Here is a 23281-nt window from a genome sequence, read left to right as displayed (position 1 = left end):
CATGAATCAAGAAATTATACGTCAAACACCGCTTTGGGCTGAGAACTGGTCAATCGCTTACTCTGTAGTTCAGGCGATTGTGATCTTGCTTGTGGTGGTGCTTGTCGCTGCGTTGATGTCATTCATCGAACGTCGTTTACTGGCATTATGGCAAGACCGTTACGGTCCAAACCGTGTTGGTCCTGGGGGGATGTTCCAAATCGTTGCCGACATGCTGAAAATCATGTTTAAGGAAGATTGGACACCGAAGTTTGCGGACAAGCTCACTTTCCGTTTAGCACCTGCAGTTGCCATGGCAACTGCGGTACTTTCGTTCATGGTGATTCCTGTGAGTCCAACACTGGGTGTTGCAGACATGAGTATCGGGCTATTGTTCTTTATGGCAATGGCCGGTATTGCAGTCTATGCAGTACTGTTCGGTGGGTGGTCTTCAAATAACAAATATGCGTTATTGGGTGGTCTTCGTTCTGCAGCTCAAACCATTTCTTATGAAGTGTTCTTGGGTATTTCGCTGATGGGTGTGGTCGCAATTGCGGGTTCATTCAACATGCGTGAGATTGTTGAAGCACAACGTGATGTCTGGTTCGTTATTCCTCAATTCTTGGGTTTCTTGATCTTTATTGTTGCCGGTGTTGCGGTAACGCATCGTCATCCATTTGACCAACCCGAAGCTGAACAAGAATTGGCAGAAGGTTACCATGTTGAATACGGCGGTATGAAATGGGGTATGTTCTTCGTTGCAGAATATGTCAACGTGGTTCTTATTTCAGCACTGATCGTAACTTTATTCTTCGGTGGTTGGTTAGCGCCATTCAACCTAGAAATTCCATTTATTCCACCAGTATTCTGGTTCATTATCAAAACAGCATTCTTTGTGATGATGTTTGTCTTGGCACGTGGTTCGTTAATGCGTCCACGTTATGACCAAGTGATGAACTTTGGTTGGAAGATTTGTTTGCCATTGGCGTTGGTCAACTTGTTGGTGACTGGTGCTGTGATTCTGATGAATCAGGCCTAGGACAGCAGGGAGTACAAAATGTATAAAATTCTAGCTGGATTCGGGTCAATCGTACGTTCATTGTGGATGGTTTTCAGCCACGTGACACGTAAACGTGACACCATTTTATATCCAGAAGTACCAGGTGAACAAATTGTTCCGCCACGTTTCCGTGGTCGTATTGTATTGACACGTGACCCAGATGGCGAAGAGCGCTGTGTTGCATGTAACTTATGTGCGGTGGCTTGTCCGGTGGGCTGTATTTCACTACAGAAAGCAGAAAAAGAAGATGGTCGTTGGTATCCGGAGTTTTTCCGTATCAACTTCTCTCGCTGTATTTTCTGCGGTATGTGTGAAGAAGCATGTCCAACGACTGCAATTCAGATGACACCAGATTTCGAATTAGGCGAATACGTTCGTCAAGACTTGGTTTATGAGAAAGAAAACTTGCTCATTTCTGGTCCTGGTAAATATCCTGACTACAACTTCTACCGCGTAGCCGGTATGGCTGTAGCAGGTAAAGATAAAGGTCAAGCACAACGCGAAAGCGCGCCTGTTGACGTACGGAGCTTATTACCATGATGTGGCCATTTTATTTGATGGCACTCGTGGCCATTGTTTCTACGCTTCGTGTTGTCACCAACGCGAATCCTGTTCATGCATTGCTTAGCTTGATCGTGTCTCTGCTTGCAGTTGCAGGGATGTTCATGATTGTGGGTGCACCATTTGCTGGTGCGCTCGAAATTATTGTGTATGCCGGCGCGATCATGGTGTTGTTCGTGTTTGTAGTGATGATGCTGAATCTTGGTCAACATACCGTTGATCAGGAACGTAAGTGGCTCACTTCATCTGCATGGGCATATCCTGCAATGATGAGTTTCCTGATGGGCCTTGTGCTTGTCTGGATGCTGGGTTCGGATTACACCACTGCTGGTCCTGTCATGGGCACAGAAGTGATTGGACCTAAAGTTGTCGGTACAGCGCTCTTTACTCACTACTTATTATTGGTAGAAGTTGCCGCGATGTTATTGCTAGCTGCGTTAGTAGCTGCATTCCATTTGGGTAAACGTGAACCAAGTGCAGAAAAGGAAAAAGAATAATGGGCAACATCCCTTTAGAACATGGTTTGATCGTTGCAACCATTCTTTTTGCACTCGGTTTTTACGGTGTAATGGTGCGACGCAACCTATTATTTATGTTAATGAGCCTTGAAGTGATGATGAACGCAGCTGCACTTGCGTTTGTTTTAGCGGGTAGTGCATGGTTACAGCCAGATGGACAAATCATGTTCATCCTGATTTTAACCCTTGCTGCTGCAGAGGCATGTATTGGTCTTGCGATCGTCCTTCAGTTCTACCGTCGCTTCCATCATTTGGATGTGGATGCTGCTAGTGAGATGCGCGGATGAGTTATTTATATTTAACAGTATTATTTCCGCTCATTGGTTTTGTCCTTTTAGCGGCGGGGCGTAACAAGCTTCCTGAAAATGTAGCGGCAATTATTGGGGTAGGGTCAGTTGGCCTGTCTGCTTTATTTGCTTTGATCGCGGGTATGGGCTTTGTCGCGAATGGCTCGGTTGCTCAGGTTCAACATCTGTGGACTTGGTTCAGCGTCGGTGGTTTAGCGCCAGGCATGAGCTTGCACCTAGACGGTCTGTCATTACTGATGATGGGCATGGTGACCGGTGTGGGTTTCTTAATCCACATCTTTGCATCATGGTATATGCGTGGTGATGAAGACTTTGCGCGTTTCTTCTCTTACTTCAACCTGTTCGTTGCGAGCATGTTGCTTCTCGTATTGGGCGATAACCTAGCGTTATTGTTCTTGGGTTGGGAAGGCGTAGGTCTGTGTTCATACTTGCTGATTGGTTACTACTACCAAAAACCTGAAAATGGTTATGCAGCTATTAAAGCATTTACCGTAACCCGTATCGGTGACGTATTCTTGCTGATCGCATTGTTCTTGCTTTACCAACAATTTGGTACTTTGTATATTGGAACAATCGTTGCCAATGCACCTCAAGTATTAGCGGGTGACCATTCACTTGCGATCTGGACATCTTTAATGTTGTTCTTGGGTGCTGCCGGTAAATCTGCTCAAATTCCATTACAAACATGGCTCGCCGATGCGATGGCAGGTCCTACACCTGTTTCTGCATTGATCCATGCTGCAACAATGGTAACCGCAGGTATTTACCTGTGCTGCCGTATGTTCTCTGTGTTGGAAATGACACCTGAAGTGATGATGTTCATCTCGATCACGGGTGCGGTCACATTAATTGTGGCTGGTTTTGCTGCATTGGTTCAAACCGACATTAAACGTATTTTGGCTTACTCAACCATGAGTCAGCTCGGTTATATGTTTATGGCAGTCGGTGCTGAAGCGTATCAAGCCGGTTTATTCCACATGCTTGCACATGCATTCTTCAAGGCATTATTATTCTTGTCGTCAGGTGCGGTGATTCTGGCTTACCACCACGAACAAAACATCTTCAAAATGGGTGGCCTGTTCAAACATAACAAATTCTTGTTTGCCTGCTTCGCGATTGGTGGTGGTGCATTGGCTGCAATTCCATTCTTGACCATCGGGTTCTTCTCGAAAGATGCAATCCTGGGTGCAGTTTGGGCGCAGGGACAAAGTATTGCTGTTTATAGTAGCTTGTACTGGGTGGGTGTTGCGGGTGCATTCTTAACCTCTATTTATACATTCCGTTTAATCTGGGTTGTATTCTTTGGTAAAGAAAACACGCCATATCACGAAATCAAAGGCGCGACTTACTGGGCTCCATTGGGTATCTTGGCGGTACTTTCAACTGGTTTGGCTTACTTCTTGAAAGCGCCAGTAGAAGCTATTTTAAACTCTGCAAAAATTCCGGCGTTTATTATTCCCGAAACACTTGAAGCAGGTGTACACAGTGCTGAATATACAGCAGTTGGTATTGCACTTGCCGGTCTGGTGGTGGGGGTGATCTTGTTTGCCTTTGCTTACAAGGCTGTTCAAGCTTTTGCAGAAACTTCATTCGGTACTGGTCTGGTCAATATTTGCCGTAATGCACTTGGTTTTGATGCGTTGTACAACATCGTATTTGTAAAACCATATTTGTTTATTGCGAAAATTTTAGGTCGTGATCCGATTGATGGTTTGTGGTTGGTGCTTCCTGCCATTGTTAAAGGTGGTCATAGCTTCACCAGCTCACGTCAAACAGGTTCATTGCGTGAATACGCATCAAGCATGTCACTCGGTGTAGTGGTATTGCTGATGATCTTGATCGTGATTCAGGTAGTGGGGAAATAAGATGGAAATCACAAACAACTGGATTTTACCCGCGCTGATCCTTGTACCGTTCATTGCAGGTTTTATTTGTTGGTTAGTCGACAAGTTCGATGACAAATTGCCACGTTATATTGCCTTAATCGGTATGTTGGTAACCTTGGGTTTAACGGTTGTGCTTTGGCAATCGGGCACATATAGCTATGAATTAGGTGCTAAAGTTCCGACTTGGGCGGCTGAATTCATGCTGCCTTGGATTCAAACCCTCGGCATCAACATTCACTTGGCGGTGGATGGTCTTTCACTTCTTATGGTGGGCTTGACTGCATTACTTGGTGTACTTGCAGTTGGATGTTCATGGGGTGAAATTCAAAAGAACGTTGGCTTCTTCCACTTAAACCTTTTATGGTCTTTGGGTGGGGTAATCGGTGTATTCATCGCGATTGACCTGTTCCTGTTCTTCTTCTTCTGGGAGATGATGCTTGTACCAATCTACTTCCTGATTGCGTTATGGGGTCATAAAGGCGCGGACAACAAATCACGTGTATATGCAGCGACCAAGTTCTTCATCTATACCCAAGTCGCAGGTTTGATCATGCTCATCGGTATCCTAGGCCTTGTGGTTTACGGTTACATGATGACAGGCATGATCGGATTCGATTACAACTACTTGCTAGGTGTGGCGAATACGCTTGATGCACAGTTACCATCAGTGGCTTATGCCTTGATGCTGTGTATGTTCATTGGTTTCGCTGTAAAACTTCCAGTGTTCCCATTGCACGGCTGGTTACCCGATGCGCATGCTCAAGCACCGACAGCAGGTTCTGTCGACTTGGCCGGTATCTTGATTAAGACAGCAGCATACGGTTTACTGCGTTTCGTTATTCCATTCTTTCCGGCGGCTTCTGCACAGTTTGCAGACATCGCAATCATCTTCGGTTTACTTGGTGTGTTCTACGGCGCCTGGTGTGCTTTCCAGCAAACCGATATGAAACGTTTACTGGCTTATACGTCTATTTCGCATATGGGCTTTGTGCTCCTTGCAATCTATGCAGGTAACATTTTGACCTTCCAGGGTCTGATGATCATGATGCTGGCACATGGTATTTCATCTGCGGCATTGTTCATTATGTGTGGTCAGGTGTATGAGCGTTTACATACACGGGACTTACGTAAAATGGGCGGTATCCGCGGTCAGTTCCAATACCTGCCATTTTTCTTGATGTTCTTTGTTGCGGCCCTTGTGGGTATTCCGGGTCTAGGTAACTTTATTGGTGAATTCCTGATTTTGATGGGTTCATTCCAAAAATTCCCAACCTTTACCATTTTGGCAGCAATCAGCTTGGTGCTGGCAGGTCTTTATGGCTTAATCCTTATCCACAAAGCAATGTTTGGTACGCCAAACGAAGAGCAAAAACAACATTATACCAACCCGCTGAAAGACTTAAATGCGCGTGAGATTGTTATTCTGTTGGTCTGTGCCGTTGCTTTATTATGGCTTGGTATCTACCCACAAAGCTTCCTTGATATTTCAAATTCAAGCATGGCGTGGTTAGCAAACAGCTATATCCCAGTTCAAGACGTTGTCGATGCGACTCAACAGGTCGTATCACAGCAAAATGTGGAGATCCAATAAGCCATGAACTTCACAATGTCATTTTCTGAGCTCATGCCATTAGCTCCTGTGATGATCGTGGCTTTAACTGCGATCGTTGTGATGCTTCTCATCGCAATTAAACGTAATCATAATTTAATTGCGACAACGTCTGTAGTAGGCTTAAACCTAGCTGCGCTATATATTTTATTCGCGATGTTTGGTGGCGCATTTGCACCATCGAACGTGATGAACATGTTTATGGTTGATCCATTTAGCATGCTTTATCAATTGCTGATTATTGTGGCGGCACTTGCTTGCTGTACCTTGTCACACGCTTATATTGAAAACTACCAAGATAACCGTGAAGAACTGTATATCTTGATGTTGTGCTCGGTTGCGGGTGCCATGCTCATGGTGGCAAGCTCTCACTATGCATCTTTCTTCATTAGCCTTGAGTTGATGTCGATTCCTGTATACGGTCTGCTGGCATATACGCATCAGCGTTCACGCTCTTTGGAAGCGGGTATTAAATATCTGGTTCTTTCAGCAACTGCTTCTGCAATGTTGTTGATGGGCATGGCGTATATCTATGCATATACCGGTTCATTATCTTTCTATGACAATGTTCAAGCGTTAATGCAAGCGATCCAGCAACCGATGGTGGTTTTAGGTCTAGGCCTAATTATCTGTGCGGTTGCATTTAAATTGTCTCTTGCTCCGTTCCACAAATGGACACCGGACGTTTATGCAGGTGCACCAGCGCCAATCGCTACATTCCTTGCGACTGTTGCAAAAATTGCAACCATTGGTTTGTTCGTACGCTATTTATTGACTTCAGGTGCAATCCTGATTGATTCAATCGTAACCATCATCACGATTATTGCGGTGCTTTCAATCTTGGTGGGTAACTTCCTTGCTGTACGTCAAGTCAACTTGAAACGTATCTTGGGTTACTCTTCAATTGCACACTTTGGTTATTTGCTGATTGGTTTAGTCAGCATGACTTACGCAAGCCTAGGTAACGTAACGGTTTATGTGATCACTTATGTGTTAACAACGATTGGGGCGTTCGGTGTGGTTGCGTTAATGTCGAGCCCGTACAACAACGACAATGAAGCAGAAAGTTTGGCGGATTACCGTGGTCTGTTTTGGCGTCGTCCGGTACTGACAGCAGCTTTGACTGTCATGATGCTGTCTCTTGCAGGTATTCCACTGACTGCGGGCTTTATTGGTAAGTTCTTGGTGATCATGGCTGCGGTTACAACGCAACATTGGTTCCTTGCTGCAATGATCATCGTAGGTTCTGGTATTGGTTTGTATTATTACCTCCGTGTGATGGTGGTGATGTACATGACACCTCCAGATACCCCACGTATTGATGCTGATAAACATTGGGGTCAAAAAGTCGGTGGTCTTATGGTACTTGCTGCGGCATTAGCGGTATTGGTGATTGGTGTTTATCCAGACCCAATTATCAAGATGGCATTGCAAGCAGAGATTTTATCTCCACTGCATTTCATGCTTTCTCAGCAGTAATCTAAAAAAACGATTAGTTTTAAACAAAAAGCCTCCTAGATTAGGGGGCTTTTTTGTTTATAAGAGGTATAAAAAACATTTATAATAGGTGAAATTTTATCTCATCTTTTAGGTGTCCTCCCGTGGCTATTCATGAAATCCGTCATCCGCTCATTCGACATAAACTTGGTTTGCTACGCCGTGCAGATATTAGTACAAAAAATTTCCGTGAGTTAGCACAAGAAGTTACCATGCTGCTGACTTATGAAGCCACTAAAGATTTGCCGGTATGTGACGAGGAAGTTGATGGCTGGAATGGCAAGGTCACAGTAGATCGTATTGTGGGTAAAAAAATTACCGTTGTGCCAATTTTACGTGCTGGTATTGGCATGTTGGATGGTTTCTTAAATCTTATTCCAAGTGCCAAAGTATCGGTTCTAGGTTTGGAACGAGATGAAAAAACTTTAGAAGCACGCACTTACTATAAAAAATTGGTACCTGACGTTCAAAACCGTCTTGCGATGATTATCGATCCAATGTTAGCCACAGGTTCATCCCTGGTTGCAGCGATTGATGTATTGAAAGCAAGCGGCTGTAAAGATATTCGTGTCATGGTTCTGGTTGCGGCCCCTGAAGGGATTAAACGTGTTGAAACGGCTCATCCTGATGTGATCATTTTTACTGCATCGATTGATGATGGTTTGAATGAAAATGGTTATATTGTTCCTGGTCTTGGCGATGCAGGCGATAAAATTTTTGGTTCAGTTCAAAAAGACTAATTTTTCAATTTGATCAGAAAGGGGGCTTTTACAGCCTCTTTTTTATATACTGTAGTAATAGCGTTTACAGATTAGAGTAAAGTTCATGAAATTAGAATATAGATTCGGCAAAGTATTCAAATACAATCCTGAAAAAGGATTCGGTTTTATTTCGATGGCAGGCGAAGATATATTTTTCCATATCTCAGATTTTGCCACCGCCACAGAGGTTGAGCCAAAACGCAATGAAAAAGTAAAATTTGTGCTTGAAGAAAATGGCGAGAAGCTGAAAGCAACACATATTGAGCGTGTTGATCCAAATCCAGCTAAAACCAAACAGAAAAAAATATTGGAACACAATGAAGCCATTTCAACAGCTTTGTTATCAAACTTTAAACGTTGATTGAATAAGTTTTGGTCATCTAATTGTTTTTATTTAGATGATTAAAAAGCGCCTAAAGGCGCTTTTTTTTATTACAATTCTCGGCATAGGATTTAAACAATAAGAGTGACTTATGTTTGTTGAGGGGAGAGTTAAAAGCTATATCGTAGAGCGTGGCTTCGGATTTATTAGCAGGGAGGGTGAGTCGAAAGATTTATTTTTTCATATCAAGGATTTCCCCAATAAAAGTGTCGAACCTAAAATAGGGGAAAAGTTGAAGTTTCGAATAGTCGAAGATAACGGTAAATTCAAAGCCGATCAGATTGTTCGCTTGGATTTAAAGCACAACACAGCAGCTTTAGAGTCGCAGTCACAACAACATTCTTATAAAAATCACAGTACTTCGCCACGGTTTAATGATCGTAGTCGCAAAGGACATATTTTTACCATTATTGGACTGATTATTATCGCTGTGCTGGCCGTATTGGTTTATAACAAATATCAATCTTATAGACAGACCCAGCAATTGAAAACCCAACAGTTAATGCAGGAACAGAGCCAGATTGTCGAGCAGCAGCGCAAAGCTTTGGGAAAATTGCCAGATCGAATACTTTCAGAACAAGGACAAAAGAATCTAGATAACATATCTAATCAATCCTTGAGAACTGAAGTAATAAATGTTGCAGCAACAACGACTCCAGCTCAAGGGACAACTTCACCATTTAAATGTGATGGGCGAGAACATTGTAGTCAGATGCATTCATATGAAGAAGCTGTCTTCTTTATTAAAAATTGCCCCAATACCAAAATGGATGGAGATCATGATGGTATTCCTTGGGAGGATCAATTTGGTCATCACTAATAATTTTAAATAATTAAAAAAGCGCCTTTAGGCGCTTTTTTAATTGAATTTTTTATTCTTCGCAGAATTTTATAAAGGCTTTTAAACCCGGTCCTTGATACTTTTGGCGATGGACCAACATGAACAATGGACGGGTGAGTTGCCAGAACGGAGTTTCTAAAATGACCAATTGACCTTTTTCAAGTAAAGGTTCAATAGCAAGCTTAGAAATGCATGACATCCCAATACCGCCCGCCACAATTTTAAGGATCGCCTCATTATGACCAAGGGTCAGACGAATATTGGCATCGGGTAAATCTTTAAGAATTGCATTATCAAAGACTTCACGTGTACCTGAACCTTCTTCACGTAAAATCCATTCCACGCCTGCCGCCTCAAAGTCAGCAGGGGTTAATGCACGTTCAAGTTGCGCGAGTGCATGATTGGGTGAACAACATACTGCCAGTTCGTCATCCCGCCAAGGAATACATTGCAACTGGGGTAGGTGACATGAACCTTCAATTAAAGCCAAATCAAGCTGAAACTGATTCACAGCTTCAATCATTTGACGGGTATTGCCCACTTGAAGTTGTAAATGTGCCTGCGGTTGAATCTGTAAAAAATCTGCCATCAGGTCTGGAATCAGATAGTCACTGATGGTCAACGTTGCGCCTAAGCGCAAGTCAATACTTTGAAGTTCGCCTTTCGCAGCCTGTTCAAATGCATCACAACGACCTAAAATTTCTAATGCCTGGGGCAGCAGATAACGACCTAAATCATTTAATTGTAGACGTTTACCCAACCGGTCGAACAGCGGAGCACCTAAGCCATCTTCTAAGTCTGCTAAAGCCATACTTGCAGCACTTTGGGTGAGTTTTACGGCATCACTGGCTTTGGTTACTGTGCCTTCTTGGGCGACTGCTACAAAAACAGCCAACTGGCGTAAAGTCATGCGCATGAATAGAGCCTTAACATTTAAAAAATATTAATAAATTATGTGGTCATGCTACCATGAGCACAGTCTTTCATGCCACGTTGAAATCATGTCAATTGAAAAATTTAGCTTAGAAAAAGTCTTATCTGTACACCGTTGGACCAATGCCTTATTCAGTTTTACCCTGACACGGCCTGCGCATTTTAAATTTACCGCAGGGCAATTCGCGCGTATTGGTTTAAAAGTGGGAGATGAACTGGTTGTTCGCGCTTATTCTGTGGTGTCGTCACCTTTTGATGAAACCTTGGAATTCTTTTCAATTGTGGTTCCCGACGGTGCATTCACCTCTAACCTGCAACATTTAAAAGTTGGCGATGAACTGTACCTAGAAAAAACACCCTATGGTTTTTTAACGCTGGCACGTTATCAATTGCCTTTACCTCAAGATTTGTGGTTGTTGGCAACAGGAACCGGCTTGGCGCCTTTTTTATCCATGCTGCAAGACTTTGAAACATGGTCTAAATATAAAAATATTCACTTAGTCTATAGCGTAAGAACAGAATCTGAACTGGCATATGTTGAGCGTATTCAAGAAATTGCAGAAACTTTTGGTGAAGGGCATAGCGGATTTAAATTCATGCCGATTATCACCCGTGATCCCAATGCAGCCTTACATGATCGCTTGCCTGTATTGATCGAAAATGGTGAGTTAGAAAAAGCAGTTGATTTAGAATTTAATGTTGAAACCAGTCATGTGATGCTCTGTGGCAATCCGAAAATGGTAGAAGATACCAAAGAAGCGTTAAAGGCACGTGGTTTAAAGATGAACCGCCGCGGTGAAGGAAATATAGCAGTCGAGAATTATTGGTAATAGCTTTTCAGTGCTGTTCCCTTTAAAAAAAGTGAGGGTGGCAGGGATTTAGATATTTTATCCCTGTTTGATAAAAGTGAGATACTTACAAAAAGACCTTCTCTCTTGCGGAAAATATTTCTCATCTGCTAAAAGGAGAAGGAATAAAGCCATTTCTTTATAAAATATGAGCTAAACAAACTATAAAAAATCCCTCTTGAATGAGGGAGATTTAAATCAAATTTTCTTATTATTAATGTACAAACATATCAATGTATTCACGAATTTCTTGGATCGCGGTTTCAACGTCCGCTGTAAGCCAGGTTGGTTCGAAAATTCCAGCATAATGTTCAAGACGATCCTGTGGAACCACCAAACGAATTGGGCATTCTTCTTCCAATAAACGCCAAGGAATAATCGGCACTTCATTGTCTAAAAAGGGTGCGATATTACGAATATCAATCACCATTGCATTGATACATTCAGGGAAGGGCATCACTGAAAACTCTTCGGTACGACGACGGAAATATTCCAGATCACCCCATTTAATCACGTAACTGGGTTTATTGAATTCAATAATCCCAATGAGATGTTCATCACGAGTGTAATGCAAGCAACATTGATGAGTGACATCAGTGTCCAAATCAAGCGTTACAGATTTCTGACGATACGCCATAAAGTTAAGCAGCATGAAAAACAAGGTGGATAATTATAGCTCATTTTAGCTATTTCATCACCTAGACCCAGATTCATCTTTATTTAAGATTAAAGATAAAAATTATAATTATTTATTTTTACCCTCAATAACTTAAACCGCTTTATGACCAAATTTTAAAATGGATAGGAGGTAGACGTAAATCTTTTTATTTCAAAAAACAGAATAACAGGTAGCTATGTCAGACATTAAAACGGTAATAAAAAATGCCCCCGATAATGGGAAACCTAACAGAAAATTATTTTGTTCTAGATCAATTAAAAAATCGCAGTCGGTTGGCTGCTTTTGCCAAAAATGATGGCTGCGGTGAGCAAGATGATGTGCAATTAGGATTTAATTTTAGTCGCGAAAATAAGGAAGGGTGATCACTCAATTTTGTAACACCAGACATTTGAAAGAACGATTCCAATCCGATTACAACCTCAGATTTACACTATATTTCTGCCAGTATTCTCACTAATTCAAAATAGGATAATGGGGGATGCCAAACGCAATTGCATTTGCACTGTACCTCCTGCTGGTTTATCTGAATGGCTGGCGACTGAGCGTTGAATGGCATTGATGAGACAATCTCGCCAACCGCAGTTTTCAGGCCTGCAGCTTAAAAATGAGCATGAAATGATGGTTGAGACCACTATTTCCTCTCAGCTAAAACATATTTTTAATGTGACAACATTTAAGCTAAGTTTACATGTATTCACCATCTCACTATGCTTTTACACATAACTAAACTGTGGATATTGCTAGTATAAAAATATGAAAACAAGATAAAGCAGAGAAATATATGCCACATGATTTTAATAAACCGCCTCATGTAACCACCCCGGAAGAAAAGAATCAGAAAAAGCGTCTGCCTGTTTATATTTTAATTCTTGTGGGTGTGTTTTTTATTGCCTTACTGGCTTATATGTTTGCCGATACCAAGCCAGATGCGAACGATGCGCCTCCTGGACATCCTAATCCTTCAGCTGAACCCGCTACAGCGAACAATACAACCCCAACTAGTGGAACAGCGACCGCAACTGATAAGGCAGTACCCACGAATGTAGATACTGCAACGGAAGCCGGTGAAAGTGATGCAATTAAGAATGCTGCTGACAATGTGGGGGCTGGACGAAGTAACGGTAATTAATACAAAACTTTATTGTAATAATTTTAAAGCCTTAATCTGCAAAGATTAGGGCTTTTTTGCAATGTAATGTGCGCTTTTGTTGTATTTATGCTGATTTGTATTGAATAAAAAACACGCAAAATTTAAGGTTATTTTCAACCTCATAATATTAGGTATAAGACACTCAAATAACAGTGCAATTCCTACGCCTTCGACTTCAATAAGTAATAACAAGAGGAAATCACAATATGAATGAATATTTTTCTGGAGGCCCTAGAGGGAGAGGATTTGATGCCATGTATTATTGGAATCAATTTCATCCTATTCTAGCTGCTGTCGCTATTTTATTGATTGGTTGGATTCTTGCTCTTATTATTGCAGCAGGGATTAAAAAAGTTTTAGAAAAACTAGGAACAAATCAAAGACTTTCAAGTACCACCGGACATCGCGCAAATATTGAAAGTATTGTATCTCGCATCGTGTTCTGGATCGTGATGATCATTGCGATCATCGGTGCATTAAATGTGCTCAATCTCACCAGTGTGAGTGGACCATTTAGCAATATGATTCAGCAATTCCTGTTGTTTATTCCACAACTTCTAGCTGCCGTGGCGGTTGGCTTTATTGGCTGGATTCTAGCCACCTTGGTTAGAGCTGGCATGCAAAAAATGCTGGACCGTACTCAGCTCGATGAAAAACTGAGTGCCGATGTCGGCGTGAGCCCAATCAGTAAAAATATTAGTGATATTGTCTATTGGCTCATTTTATTGTTATTCCTTCCAATTGTATTGTCTATTTTAGGTCTGAACGGTCTGTTATTCCCAATACAAAATATGGTCAGTGAAGTTGTTTCTTACTTACCTAATATCTTTATTGCCGTTGTTATTGTGTTTGTCGGTTATATTCTGGCGAAAATTGTACGCGGTATTATTGAAGGTTTGGTCGGCAGTTTAAATTTACAGCATGAAACACAAAAAATTGGTTTCTTAAAGAATTCTAATTTGCCCAAAGTATTGGGTTCTTTTGTTTTCGCTGTCATTATTATTACTTCCCTAATTATTGCATTTGAAGCCTTGGGTATTACTGCAATTTCACAGCCCGCAACTGCAATGCTGTATGAAATTATGAATGCCATTCCGCATATTATTGCGGCCGGTCTAATTCTGATTTTGGCTTATGTAGTCTCGCGCTTCGTGGCTAATTTGGTAGTTGAAGTATTAGCCGGGACAGGGGTTGATGAATTACCTGCCAAAATGGATGCACAACGCTTTTTGGGAACGACCAAAGTATCGACAATTGTGGGATACATGATTGTCTTCTTTACCATGCTATTTGCAGTATCGGAAGCTGCAAACCGACTTGGATTTGAACAGGTCAGTGGACTGATTTCGATGTTTATCCAGTTCGGTGCCAATATTTTACTCGGTGCTGTCATCTTGATGATCGGCTTCTGGCTGGCAAATATTGTAGCGAAAGTGATTGGACGTGGTGAATATAATAGTTCACGCTGGTTGGCAAATCTGGTACGTATTCTGATTATGGGCTTAGTGATTGCCATGGGTCTACGTGCCATGGGTATTGCCGACTCTATTGTGAATCTTGCCTTTGGATTAACTTTGGGCGCAGTTGCAGTGGCATTTGCGCTGGCCTTCGGTTTAGGCGGTCGCCAGCCAGCCGAACGCGTGTTAACAGATTTAATTGATAAATGTAAGAAAGATGCCAAGGAACCTAATCCTTTACATCAGGACAATTCCGATCTCATGACCGCAACCAATGGTTCAGATTCAATCTCGGCCCATGCTGCGCAAGAATTTACTGCGCATGGTGGCGTAGATAAAGGGTTTGAACCTTCAGTTGATAAATCTTCTGAATGGGGAGTGAATGGAGGAAGCACACCTTTGGCAACCTCAGATCTGACAAAACCTGCGACAGAGAGTCGATTCCCATTATCCAATCAAGACGGGGATAGTTCTCAAGTACAAAACAATTTGTCTAATCCGACACCTGCGTCACTTACGACTGCACCTCAGGATGATATAACGAGTACAGATCAGGCAGTTCCAGATTCTATACGCATTGATCCTCAACAGCCGCCAAAAAATAATCCATTTGGGTCAACGGGTGAAGAAGAACCAAAAGTTGATATTCATACGGACAAAAACCCAAATAATCTCAATCCTAAGGATGACCATAAGTAATCGATTCAGTTGAGATGAAATCGACCACAATGATGTGGTCGATTTTTTAATTTAAGAATTAAAAGGAAATCATGATGTCAAAAAAAGAACCAAATAAATTTATCGCACCGATTGTGATTGCAGGAATTACCGCAGGCTTTTTTATCAGTGCTTATAGGTTTGTATTTGCTAAAGTCAAGCAAGCAGATGAACAGGGAAAAGGTGATTATTCGGTAGATAAATCACAAGAAAGAGAAAATGATAATAGCTAAAAATAATCGTTTTTCTTGGTTTTTTATGCTATTTATAAAATAGCTATTTCATAGAATATAAGCATTTAGGTGAATGTAAATGAAATAGGGAGAGTCATACGAGGATGTATGAATAGTAATAATAAAGGAAATAATGATGTTATTGAGTAAAATTTTTAAGTCACTTTCTACTATGTTGAATGTTAATGAAACCTCATCTGATGTACAAGCAATTGCGAAAATGGATGTCACAATTGCTCGTTTGCAGCAGGCTAAACCTGTGGGTTTATTACAGAGCGATTATTTAGAATAAGCTGTATTTTTTAAACATATTGCGATGCGGCATGTGCAGACGCCCATGCCCATTGAAAATTAAAACCGCCTAAATGACCCGATACATCGAGGACTTCGCCGACAAAATAAATGCCTTTTTGCTTTTTACTTTCCATCGTCTTGGATGAAACTTCTGTGGTATCTATACCGCCTAAAGTCACTTCTGCAGTACGATAACCTTCCGTTCCTGAAGGTTTAACTTCAAAAGCATGTAAGCGCTGAGCAATTTGTTCTATTTTATCATCACTCAAATTACCAATCGCCATATCTGCCGATTCAGCCCAGATGAGTGTTTGTAATTCCAGTACCACACTTTTCGGAAGATACTCACTTAACAAAGTCCGAAGTAAGACTTTTGGTTGACTGGTTTTTTTTGATTTAAAGAAATCAATGAGGTCGATATAAGGCAGGAAGTTAATATTAAAGCGTTGACCGACATCCCAATAATTAGATAGTTGCAGCGAACTTGGCCCACTTAAACCACGATGGGTAAACAGCAGAGCTTCAGTAAAACTATTTAAATCATTGGAGAGTGTCGCATCCACTGCATTTCCGCTTAAACGAGTGGTGACTTCCTTGAATTGATCGGAAAAAGTAAAAGGCACTAAACCTGCACGGGTAGGGTAAACATGGTGCCCAAACTGTTTAGCAATTTCATACCCAATTCCTGAACCACCCAAGGTCGGCACAGATAAACCACCCGTTGCCACAACAACTGATTCAGCTTGAAAATAACCGGTTGAAGTAGCAACTTGAAAACCTTGTTCATCCACAGCCCTAACCGCTTTCACTTCACAGCTGGTTTTAATCTCCACCAACCCTGTTTTATCGCATTCCGCCAATAACATGGCTAAAATTTCTTTGGCGCCGTTTAATGTAAATAACTGACCGTGTTTGCGCTCTTCATATTCAATCCCGTGTTCGCACACCAAGCCAATAAAGTCCCAGTTGGTATAGCGGGTCAAAGCTGAAATCACGAAGTGCGGATTATGTGAAATGAAATTTTCAGGTTCGACATACAGATTGGTGAAGTTACATTTACCACCACCTGACATCAGAATTTTTTTACCCACTTTGTTGGCTTTTTCCAGTACCAAAACTTTACGACCACGTTGCGCCGCCATATATGCCAACATCAGACCTGATGCACCTGCACCTAAAACAATGACATCGTACTGATTTGTAGACATGGGACAACTCACGGGAGATAAAAACAGGGCATTATAGACAATTTTGCACTCAATTTCAGGATTGATCTTGGCGAGGCAAACGACCTTGCAAGCCGCCAGTGTGAATAACCAAAATCCGTGTGTCTTTAGGGAAGTAATTTTGTTCAATTAAATCAAACACGCCGATCATCATTTTAGCGGTATAGACCTGCTCTAGAGGAATATTGTACTCGGCCTCAAACGACTGCATGAAGTGTAAAAGTTCAGGCGTGGTTTTGGCATAACCTCCACAGCAATAAGCATCGGTCATTTGCCAGTTTTTCTTTGATGTCCATTGTTGTATATCGCGCCGCAGAAAATCACCTTTGAGGGCTGAAAATCCAAGAATGCTTTGATGGGCAGTACTGGCTTCAATAATTCCGGCAATGGTGCCACCGGTACCAACGCCACAACAGATCACATCATAATTTTTCCGGTCTTCGGCAGTTAAAATTTCCTTGCAGCCTTGAATCGCAAGCGGATTGGTGCCGCCTTCAGGAATAAGGAAATAGTCAGGAAATTGCTTTTTTAATTCAGTAATGTATTCAGGTCGATCTTTTTGTCGATACTGTTCACGCGAAACAAAATGCAGTTGCATACCAAATTGTTGCGCCGTGGCTAAAGTGGAATTTAAGGGGCTAATTGCCAGTTCCTCACCACGAATGATACCTATGCTTTTGAAGCCAAACAGATGCGCTGCATATGCTGTTGCCGCAATATGATTGGAATAAGCTCCGCCAAAGGTCAGGACTTTATTTAAACCTTGTTGTTGAGCTTTAAGAAAATTGTATTTTAGTTTAAAAAATTTATTGCCAGAAATTTGCGGATGAATTTGGTCTAATCGTTTCACAGTCACCGTGACTGGACTATCAAGATTAAGTTTCTGGTAGGCCACTGACTGTGCAATCTGATCAAACATTTCATCACGATTCCTGAATATTTAACTGTATTGTACGCAAAATATTTTTATCTAGAGTCATATTATTTGCTTGAGAGGGTGGATCTACGCAGATTGCTACAGCGCTGGATGGGGGAAAGCCAGTTAATTTTACAACTACGTTGATTGAAATAAACTTTGAAGCAATATTTATAGAAATGGTCGATTTTCCGTCTATGCTTATTAGTAAAAATATCTGAACCAATTGAATTTTAAAAACAAAAAACATGATTAAAAAATATACATTGATGCTAAGCTAGAAAACATAATAACTATGAAAAAGAGGATACATGATGAAAAATCTATCCATAGGTATATCAGTTTGCTTGCTCTTGTTGCTAGCAGCATGTGAGGCAAAAGATGAATATAACAAGCCGAAAACCCAAGTTCGAACTATGATTATTGGCGGTATGCCAGTTTATGACCAAGACTACCGTCTCTCACAACTTAACGCTCGCGAAAATAAGCCAGTGGCTCAACAGTAAAGGATTAGAAAATAAGTAGGCATCTAGGTTATATTTATCAAAATTTGAATTAGATGCCTTTATTTTATGAACACAGTTTACTGTTTAAATGCTTAAAAAATAAAAAATAAAAAATATTATATATTTATCTAATGCTTCTAAGCTGTAGCCTAGATAAAAATTGAATCAAATTAGAGTTTGTATTTTGGATCTGTCTAAAATTTGATTATAGAATCAATCGCAAATATAAAATTGTTAGGGTAATAAGAATCTAAACCACGTAGAATTGGCCAACAAATTTCTCGCATGATTTAAGGTAAAAAGCATTGGAATCGTTATTGATATTAGGCTCAATTACTTTGGCTTTAATGTTGGGCGCAATTAGCCCAGGGCCAACATTTATTTATGTGGCTAAAAATTCAATTGCGATTTCACGTAAGCATGGTCTATTTACTGCTTTGGGTACAGGGACCGGTGCAGCGATATTTGGCTTACTTGCTGTGATGGGTTTACAAGCTGTTTTACTCGCTGTGCCATCTGCCTATTTAATTTTAAAAATCTGTGGCGGGATATATCTGTTGTGGTTGGCTTTTAAAATTATTAAGCATGCCAAAGAACCTATGGATTCAGCAGATACCTCAGTTCAACCGATGAGTTATAAACAGGCCTATCGTTTGGGTTTAATCACGCAAATGAGCAATCCCAAAATTGCGATTATTTTGGCCAGTATTTTTACGGCACTTTTACCCCAAGATATTCCTGCTTATTTTTATGTGGTTTTGCCGGGGCTGTGTTTTTTTATTGATGCAGGCTGGTATTCATTGGTGGCAGTCGCTTTGTCAGCTGAAGGTCCACGAAAAGTTTATTTAAAATTTAAGGCTGTATTTGACCGTATTGCAGGTGGGGTGATGACTTTACTTGGTTTGAAACTCATATTTGGAATGAAGTAATTTGCTCATTATGAATGAAATCATTTTATTATTGTTGTAGGGTTGTGAAGCATCAGGTTTTTAGCTTAGCTAAGCGATATCTAAGATAAAAATATACAGTAGAAAATAAAAGACCGACGATTCGAGTGATGATGAAATCGTCGGTCAAAAAAATCTGTCGCAAGTTTTAGCTTGGGCTGCTGTTCCGTACTAAAACTTGAAACTAAGTTTATTGCTTTAGGAAAAGTTCACCGAAAATATTGTGGATGCCGGTACAAATTAACGGGTTTATGAACTTCTTACCCTATATAACGCCGAGGTTTACAGATTGGTTGACAATAAAATGAAAAAAAACTCATTTTTTTTTATAATAAGAGTTCTTATTGTAAATTCGGTCGTCAAAATAATCTAATGAGTAAATATTTCTTAAGGTTTTTTATATATTTAGTTCTATTTACTATGCTTGCAGGGATTGTTGCGGGTTTTTTACCGAATATAGTAGGACAAGTCTTAACAGCATTTCCTTATCTGATTGCGATTGTTTTGGTGTTGTTTAAATTTATTCGTAATGAACAGCGCGCGCCGACAAAAATGGAACGCAACAGATTCAGCTTAATTTTTGTTTTTATTTTCTTTTTATATAACTATGTGTTTGCTATTTTTGGGCCGTTGATCTTTAATTTTAGACAACCCGGTATCTTTGAATTATGGCTGAACTTTGTCTCGCAAAGTGAGTTTCAATTGATGCTTATCTCACGCTTACTCATTTTCATGATTCCATTTTATCTCATCAGCTTTTGGTTTTATGGCAAACAGGCTGAGCGTATGGCGAAAAAAATGTTTGGCTAAGATAAATTGCGATACGCTTGAATTAAAAATAAGCCTATCTTACTAGATAGGAATAATAAAATGAGGTGGTCGAATGCTAAAAGAAAACGTACTGGTGACAGGTGCAAGCGGTTTTATTGGTTCGCATCTACTGCCTTATTTATTGGCGCGTGATTATGCGGTGTTTGGGCTGACACGTCAGAAAAACAAAATTTCCCATCATCCCGATCTCACTTGGGTTCAGAGTCTTGATCAGCTTAAAACCGATCGCATTGATTATGTGATTAACCTAGCTGGTGAAAATATTGGCCAGGCGCGTTGGACAGCCACACGAAAGCAGCAACTCATTGCCAGTCGGGTTGAAATGACCCATCAGCTGTACCGATATTTAGAAAAAAGACAGATTTTCCCGAAACGTATTATCTCCGGTTCTGCAGTGGGCTATTACGGTATTGATCCGACCGAACAATGGTCAGAAATTTGTACTGAACAGTCTGCACCACAATCTATTTTTATGTCGGAACTGTGTCAGTTATGGGAACAGGCGGCACTCAGTTTTCAGCAACAAAACACTAAAATCGTGCGCTTCGGAATTGTGTTGGCCAAGAAGGGGGGCATTCTTCCACGCATGCTGTTGCCGATTAAACTAAATATGGTGGGGCGTATCGGACATGGGCGGCAACCCGTGGTGTGGGTGCATGTTCAAGATGTATTGCGCGCGATTGAATTTCTCATGTCAAAAGAAACCGGCTCACAAATTTTTAATGTGGTCTGTCCAGAAAAAATGACCCAAGGTCAGTTTGCCCAAACCGCTGCACTGCAACTGCATCGTAAACCTTTATTCTGTTTACCGGCTTTTGTGTTGAAGAGGATGCTGGGTGAACAATCGCAATTGGTTTTAAACGGTCAATATGTACAACCGAAAGCACTCTTAGATGCCGGTTTTGAGTTTAAATATCCCACGTTAAAACTGGCTTTGGCCGATATTTTAGCGAATGGTTAAATTTCAGATTTTAATCTCTGCGTACTAAACGCAGTTGGGTCTACAAATGTAGGTTGCTCAAGCATGAGCTGTCTTAATAAACGTGCCGAGGCAGGCCCCATACAGAGGCCATTACGGAAATGTCCAAAATTGGCCCACAGGTTATCAAAACCCGGCATTTTCCCGATATAAGGCACACCCGTAGGTGAGCTTGGTCGGAGTCCTGCCCACTGTTTCACAATCGGAAACTGTTCAAGTTCCGGCACCATCTCCAGACAGGCTTTATAAATATGCTGTTGGGTTTGCATATTGGGCCGATGTTCAAACCCCAGCTCATCCATACTGGAACCACAGACCACATGTCCGTCCTGACGCGGAATCAGGTACATTACTTTATTCATACAGATGGTCGGTAACCACTGTTCAGGGGTTTTAAACAGCAACATTTGGCCCTGAACCGGGTTAACCGGAATAGTCATATTCAATTGTTGCGACCAGTGCGCGGACCATGCACCGGTAGCAATGATAATCTGGTCGGCCTGAATCTGTTGACCGGATTGGGTCTGAACAGAGGAGACACGCTGTTGCTGAATATGAAAATGATCCACCCAGGTATTTTCATAGAACTGTACGCGCGGATGTTGTTTTAAATAGCCGATAATAGACTTGAGCAGCCGTGGATTACGGATATTAGACAGCTGTGAAAAATACAGCGCTTGACTAAATTGCGCTGAAATATGCGGATTGATCTGCTGCAGTTGCGGCTGTTGGAGAAGCTGGCATTGCTGCATCGGTTCATCAAACTGCTGGGCATAACGCTGTCCGATGTCAAAATCACTTTCATCTAAAATAAGCATGCCAGTATGATGGATTTCAAAATCAATCCCCGTGACCGGTTCTAATTTCTTATTCCATTCTAAATACAGTGATTTTCCATATTGCGCCAATTGATTCACGGCGCGTGGATAGCGCCAGGGATACATGGGCGAGAGAATACCGCCACCGGCCCAGGAAGCCGCTTTTCCCGCTTCCTGCTGATCGAAAATAATGACGGAACATCCTTGTTCCACAAGCTCTAAAGCGGACAGTAGACCGCTAATACCTGCTCCAATAATGGCAATTTTCATCGCTGGCGTCACTAATCCTTAGTTCATGTTTTTCAGTTTAAGCGCAGCTTCTTCAGCGAAGTAAGTCCAGATGCCATCGGCACCGGCACGGCGGCAACTCATCAGCGATTCAATAATTACATCATCTGATAACCAGCCATTTTGAATGGCACCGGCCAGCATTGCGTATTCACCGCTGACTTGATAAACGAAAGTGGGTACACCAAAAGTATCTTTCACTTCACGCACGATATCGAGATAAGGCATACCCGGTTTCACAATCACCATGTCTGCGCCTTCCTGAATATCCAGTGCAATTTCATGCAAGGCTTCAGCGCGGTTGCCGATATCCATCTGGTAATTGTATTTGTTGCCACCTTTAAGATTGCTTGATGAACCCACCGCATCACGGAAAGGGCCGTAGAAGCTAGATGCATATTTGGCCGAGTACGCCATGATACTGGTGTAGATATGACCATTTGTTTCAAGTGCATTACGAATCGCACCAATACGGCCATCCATCATGTCACTGGGTGCAACCACATCCGCACCGGCTTCGGCATGGCTTAAAGCCTGTTTAATCAGACATTCAACCGTTTCATCATTTAAAACATAACCGGTGTCATCAATAATGCCGTCTTGACCGTGCGTGGTATAAGGGTCAAGCGCACCGTCAGTAATCAGCACCATTTCCGGCAATTCTTTTTTCAGCAGGCGAATGGTGTTTTGAACCAAGCCATCTTCATGCCAGGCGGCTTCAGCAGTTAAGCTTTTGTCTTCTTGTGGTGTTACCGGGAATAAAGCGAGTTTAGAAACTCCCAATTCAAGCAGGCGTTCTGATTTTTTTAACAGCAGGTCAGCAGAAAGTCGCTGAACCTTCGGCATACTTGGAATATCTTGGGTCTGGTTTTGCCCCGGAAGTACGAATACTGGGTAAATGAGATGATCCGTCGTCAACTGGGTTTCACTTACCATAGACCGTAATTTGTCATTTTTTCGAATTCGGCGCATACGAGTGGCAGGAAATGCAGGGCGATTGAACGTATAAGTCATAACAATCTCAATGATCAGTATTAAACTATGGCTATTGTAGCCC

Annotated in this window: 25 protein-coding genes; 19 read left to right on the top strand and 6 right to left on the bottom strand. The window is 41.5% G+C overall.

From position 1 onward, the window contains the following. Position 1: 1 nt before the first annotated feature. The 10 genes from nuoH to E0H80_RS11275 all read left to right on the top strand — a co-directional run bounded on the left by nuoH (position 2) and on the right by E0H80_RS11275 (position 9381). On the top strand, positions 2-1018 hold the full coding sequence (nuoH, locus tag E0H80_RS11320; RefSeq protein WP_131365876.1) for an NADH-quinone oxidoreductase subunit NuoH: 1017 nt from the start codon (positions 2-4) through the stop codon (positions 1016-1018). 18 nt (positions 1019-1036) lie between these two features. After that, complete coding sequence (nuoI, locus tag E0H80_RS11315; protein WP_067870251.1) at positions 1037-1579, top strand: NADH-quinone oxidoreductase subunit NuoI; 543 nt, start codon at positions 1037-1039, stop codon at positions 1577-1579. Beyond that, positions 1579-2097 (top strand): NADH-quinone oxidoreductase subunit J, encoded by a 519-nt coding sequence (nuoJ, locus tag E0H80_RS11310; protein WP_171255433.1) that lies wholly within the window; start codon positions 1579-1581, stop codon positions 2095-2097. Before nuoI ends, nuoJ begins: the two co-directional genes overlap by 1 nt. Continuing rightward, positions 2097-2405: an NADH-quinone oxidoreductase subunit NuoK gene (gene nuoK, locus E0H80_RS11305; protein ID WP_131365874.1), complete on the top strand. Its 309-nt coding sequence runs from the start codon at positions 2097-2099 to the stop codon at positions 2403-2405. The genes nuoJ and nuoK overlap by 1 nt, the downstream gene beginning before the upstream one ends. Then, complete coding sequence (gene nuoL / locus E0H80_RS11300) at positions 2402-4291, top strand: NADH-quinone oxidoreductase subunit L (RefSeq protein WP_131365872.1); 1890 nt, start codon at positions 2402-2404, stop codon at positions 4289-4291. The genes nuoK and nuoL overlap by 4 nt, the downstream gene beginning before the upstream one ends. A gap of 7 nt (positions 4292-4298) precedes the next feature. Further along, positions 4299-5903: an NADH-quinone oxidoreductase subunit M gene (gene nuoM / locus E0H80_RS11295; protein ID WP_171255434.1), complete on the top strand. Its 1605-nt coding sequence runs from the start codon at positions 4299-4301 to the stop codon at positions 5901-5903. Positions 5904-5906: 3 nt separating this feature from the next. Further along, positions 5907-7400: an NADH-quinone oxidoreductase subunit NuoN gene (gene nuoN / locus E0H80_RS11290; RefSeq protein WP_131365870.1), complete on the top strand. Its 1494-nt coding sequence runs from the start codon at positions 5907-5909 to the stop codon at positions 7398-7400. 122 nt (positions 7401-7522) lie between these two features. Beyond that, positions 7523-8158, top strand: coding sequence for a uracil phosphoribosyltransferase (gene upp, locus E0H80_RS11285; protein WP_131365868.1), 636 nt, complete (start codon positions 7523-7525; stop codon positions 8156-8158). Positions 8159-8243: 85 nt separating this feature from the next. Then, complete coding sequence (locus E0H80_RS11280) at positions 8244-8540, top strand: cold shock domain-containing protein (protein WP_067870263.1); 297 nt, start codon at positions 8244-8246, stop codon at positions 8538-8540. Between the two features lie 112 nt (positions 8541-8652). Further along, positions 8653-9381, top strand: coding sequence for a cold shock domain-containing protein (locus E0H80_RS11275; protein ID WP_131365867.1), 729 nt, complete (start codon positions 8653-8655; stop codon positions 9379-9381). A gap of 52 nt (positions 9382-9433) precedes the next feature. Here the strand turns inward: E0H80_RS11275 and gigC are convergent, their stop codons facing one another. Then, a complete protein-coding gene (gene gigC / locus E0H80_RS11270; RefSeq protein WP_067870267.1) occupies positions 9434-10318 on the bottom strand; it encodes a LysR family transcriptional regulator GigC in 885 nt (294 codons plus the stop codon). A gap of 85 nt (positions 10319-10403) precedes the next feature. On the opposite strand from gigC, the gene E0H80_RS11265 reads away from it, so the two are divergent. Continuing rightward, complete coding sequence (locus tag E0H80_RS11265) at positions 10404-11165, top strand: ferredoxin--NADP reductase (RefSeq protein WP_131365865.1); 762 nt, start codon at positions 10404-10406, stop codon at positions 11163-11165. A gap of 232 nt (positions 11166-11397) precedes the next feature. On the opposite strand, the gene E0H80_RS11260 is transcribed toward E0H80_RS11265, so the two are convergent. Further along, positions 11398-11820, bottom strand: coding sequence for a hypothetical protein (locus E0H80_RS11260; RefSeq protein ID WP_131365863.1), 423 nt, complete (start codon positions 11818-11820; stop codon positions 11398-11400). 823 nt (positions 11821-12643) lie between these two features. Between E0H80_RS11260 and E0H80_RS11255 the strand changes: the two genes are divergently transcribed. The 4 genes from E0H80_RS11255 (at position 12644) to E0H80_RS16715 (ending at position 15711) form a co-directional block, all read left to right on the top strand. Then, entirely contained in the window at positions 12644-12991 is a 348-nt protein-coding gene (locus E0H80_RS11255) for a hypothetical protein (RefSeq protein WP_228259992.1), read from the top strand. A 227-nt stretch (positions 12992-13218) separates the two neighbouring features. Next, a complete protein-coding gene (locus E0H80_RS11250) occupies positions 13219-15168 on the top strand; it encodes a mechanosensitive ion channel (RefSeq protein WP_131365861.1) in 1950 nt (649 codons plus the stop codon). 74 nt (positions 15169-15242) lie between these two features. After that, a complete protein-coding gene (locus tag E0H80_RS16645; RefSeq protein WP_165494306.1) occupies positions 15243-15419 on the top strand; it encodes a hypothetical protein in 177 nt (58 codons plus the stop codon). A 136-nt stretch (positions 15420-15555) separates the two neighbouring features. Continuing rightward, positions 15556-15711: a hypothetical protein gene (locus tag E0H80_RS16715; RefSeq protein ID WP_213073406.1), complete on the top strand. Its 156-nt coding sequence runs from the start codon at positions 15556-15558 to the stop codon at positions 15709-15711. 10 nt (positions 15712-15721) lie between these two features. On the opposite strand, the gene E0H80_RS11245 is transcribed toward E0H80_RS16715, so the two are convergent. Continuing rightward, the gene (locus tag E0H80_RS11245; protein WP_131365859.1) at positions 15722-16921 is read right to left on the bottom strand and encodes an NAD(P)/FAD-dependent oxidoreductase; all 1200 of its coding nucleotides are present in this window, start codon (positions 16919-16921) and stop codon (positions 15722-15724) included. Positions 16922-16976: 55 nt separating this feature from the next. Further along, a complete protein-coding gene (locus E0H80_RS11240) occupies positions 16977-17858 on the bottom strand; it encodes a 1-aminocyclopropane-1-carboxylate deaminase/D-cysteine desulfhydrase (RefSeq protein WP_131365857.1) in 882 nt (293 codons plus the stop codon). A 308-nt stretch (positions 17859-18166) separates the two neighbouring features. Between E0H80_RS11240 and E0H80_RS11235 the strand changes: the two genes are divergently transcribed. From E0H80_RS11235 to E0H80_RS11220, 4 genes are all read left to right on the top strand, one after another. Further along, positions 18167-18361 (top strand): NF038215 family lipoprotein, encoded by a 195-nt coding sequence (locus tag E0H80_RS11235; protein WP_416224590.1) that lies wholly within the window; start codon positions 18167-18169, stop codon positions 18359-18361. Between the two features lie 305 nt (positions 18362-18666). Continuing rightward, a complete protein-coding gene (locus E0H80_RS11230) occupies positions 18667-19290 on the top strand; it encodes a LysE family translocator (protein ID WP_131365853.1) in 624 nt (207 codons plus the stop codon). A 390-nt stretch (positions 19291-19680) separates the two neighbouring features. After that, positions 19681-20118 (top strand): ABZJ_00895 family protein, encoded by a 438-nt coding sequence (locus tag E0H80_RS11225; protein WP_213073405.1) that lies wholly within the window; start codon positions 19681-19683, stop codon positions 20116-20118. 73 nt (positions 20119-20191) lie between these two features. Further along, positions 20192-21100 carry a TIGR01777 family oxidoreductase gene (locus tag E0H80_RS11220; RefSeq protein ID WP_131365849.1) on the top strand — a complete coding sequence of 303 codons (909 nt, stop codon included), beginning with the start codon at positions 20192-20194 and terminating at the stop codon, positions 21098-21100. Here E0H80_RS11220 and E0H80_RS11215 read toward each other — a convergent pair. Together E0H80_RS11215 and hemB are read right to left on the bottom strand one after the other, a co-directional pair. Next, positions 21097-22206: an NAD(P)/FAD-dependent oxidoreductase gene (locus E0H80_RS11215; protein WP_131365847.1), complete on the bottom strand. Its 1110-nt coding sequence runs from the start codon at positions 22204-22206 to the stop codon at positions 21097-21099. The two genes, E0H80_RS11220 and E0H80_RS11215, sit on opposite strands and share 4 nt — an antisense overlap. 18 nt (positions 22207-22224) lie before the next feature. After that, positions 22225-23238 carry a porphobilinogen synthase gene (gene hemB / locus E0H80_RS11210; RefSeq protein WP_131365845.1) on the bottom strand — a complete coding sequence of 338 codons (1014 nt, stop codon included), beginning with the start codon at positions 23236-23238 and terminating at the stop codon, positions 22225-22227. Positions 23239-23281: the final 43 nt, after the last annotated feature.

It is taken from the genome of Acinetobacter sp. ANC 4779, assembly GCF_004331055.1.
In the GTDB taxonomy this organism is placed as follows: domain Bacteria; phylum Pseudomonadota; class Gammaproteobacteria; order Pseudomonadales; family Moraxellaceae; genus Acinetobacter.
The sequence above is the reverse complement of the archived record's forward strand: the minus strand, read 5'-3'. Positions and strand labels throughout refer to the sequence as shown.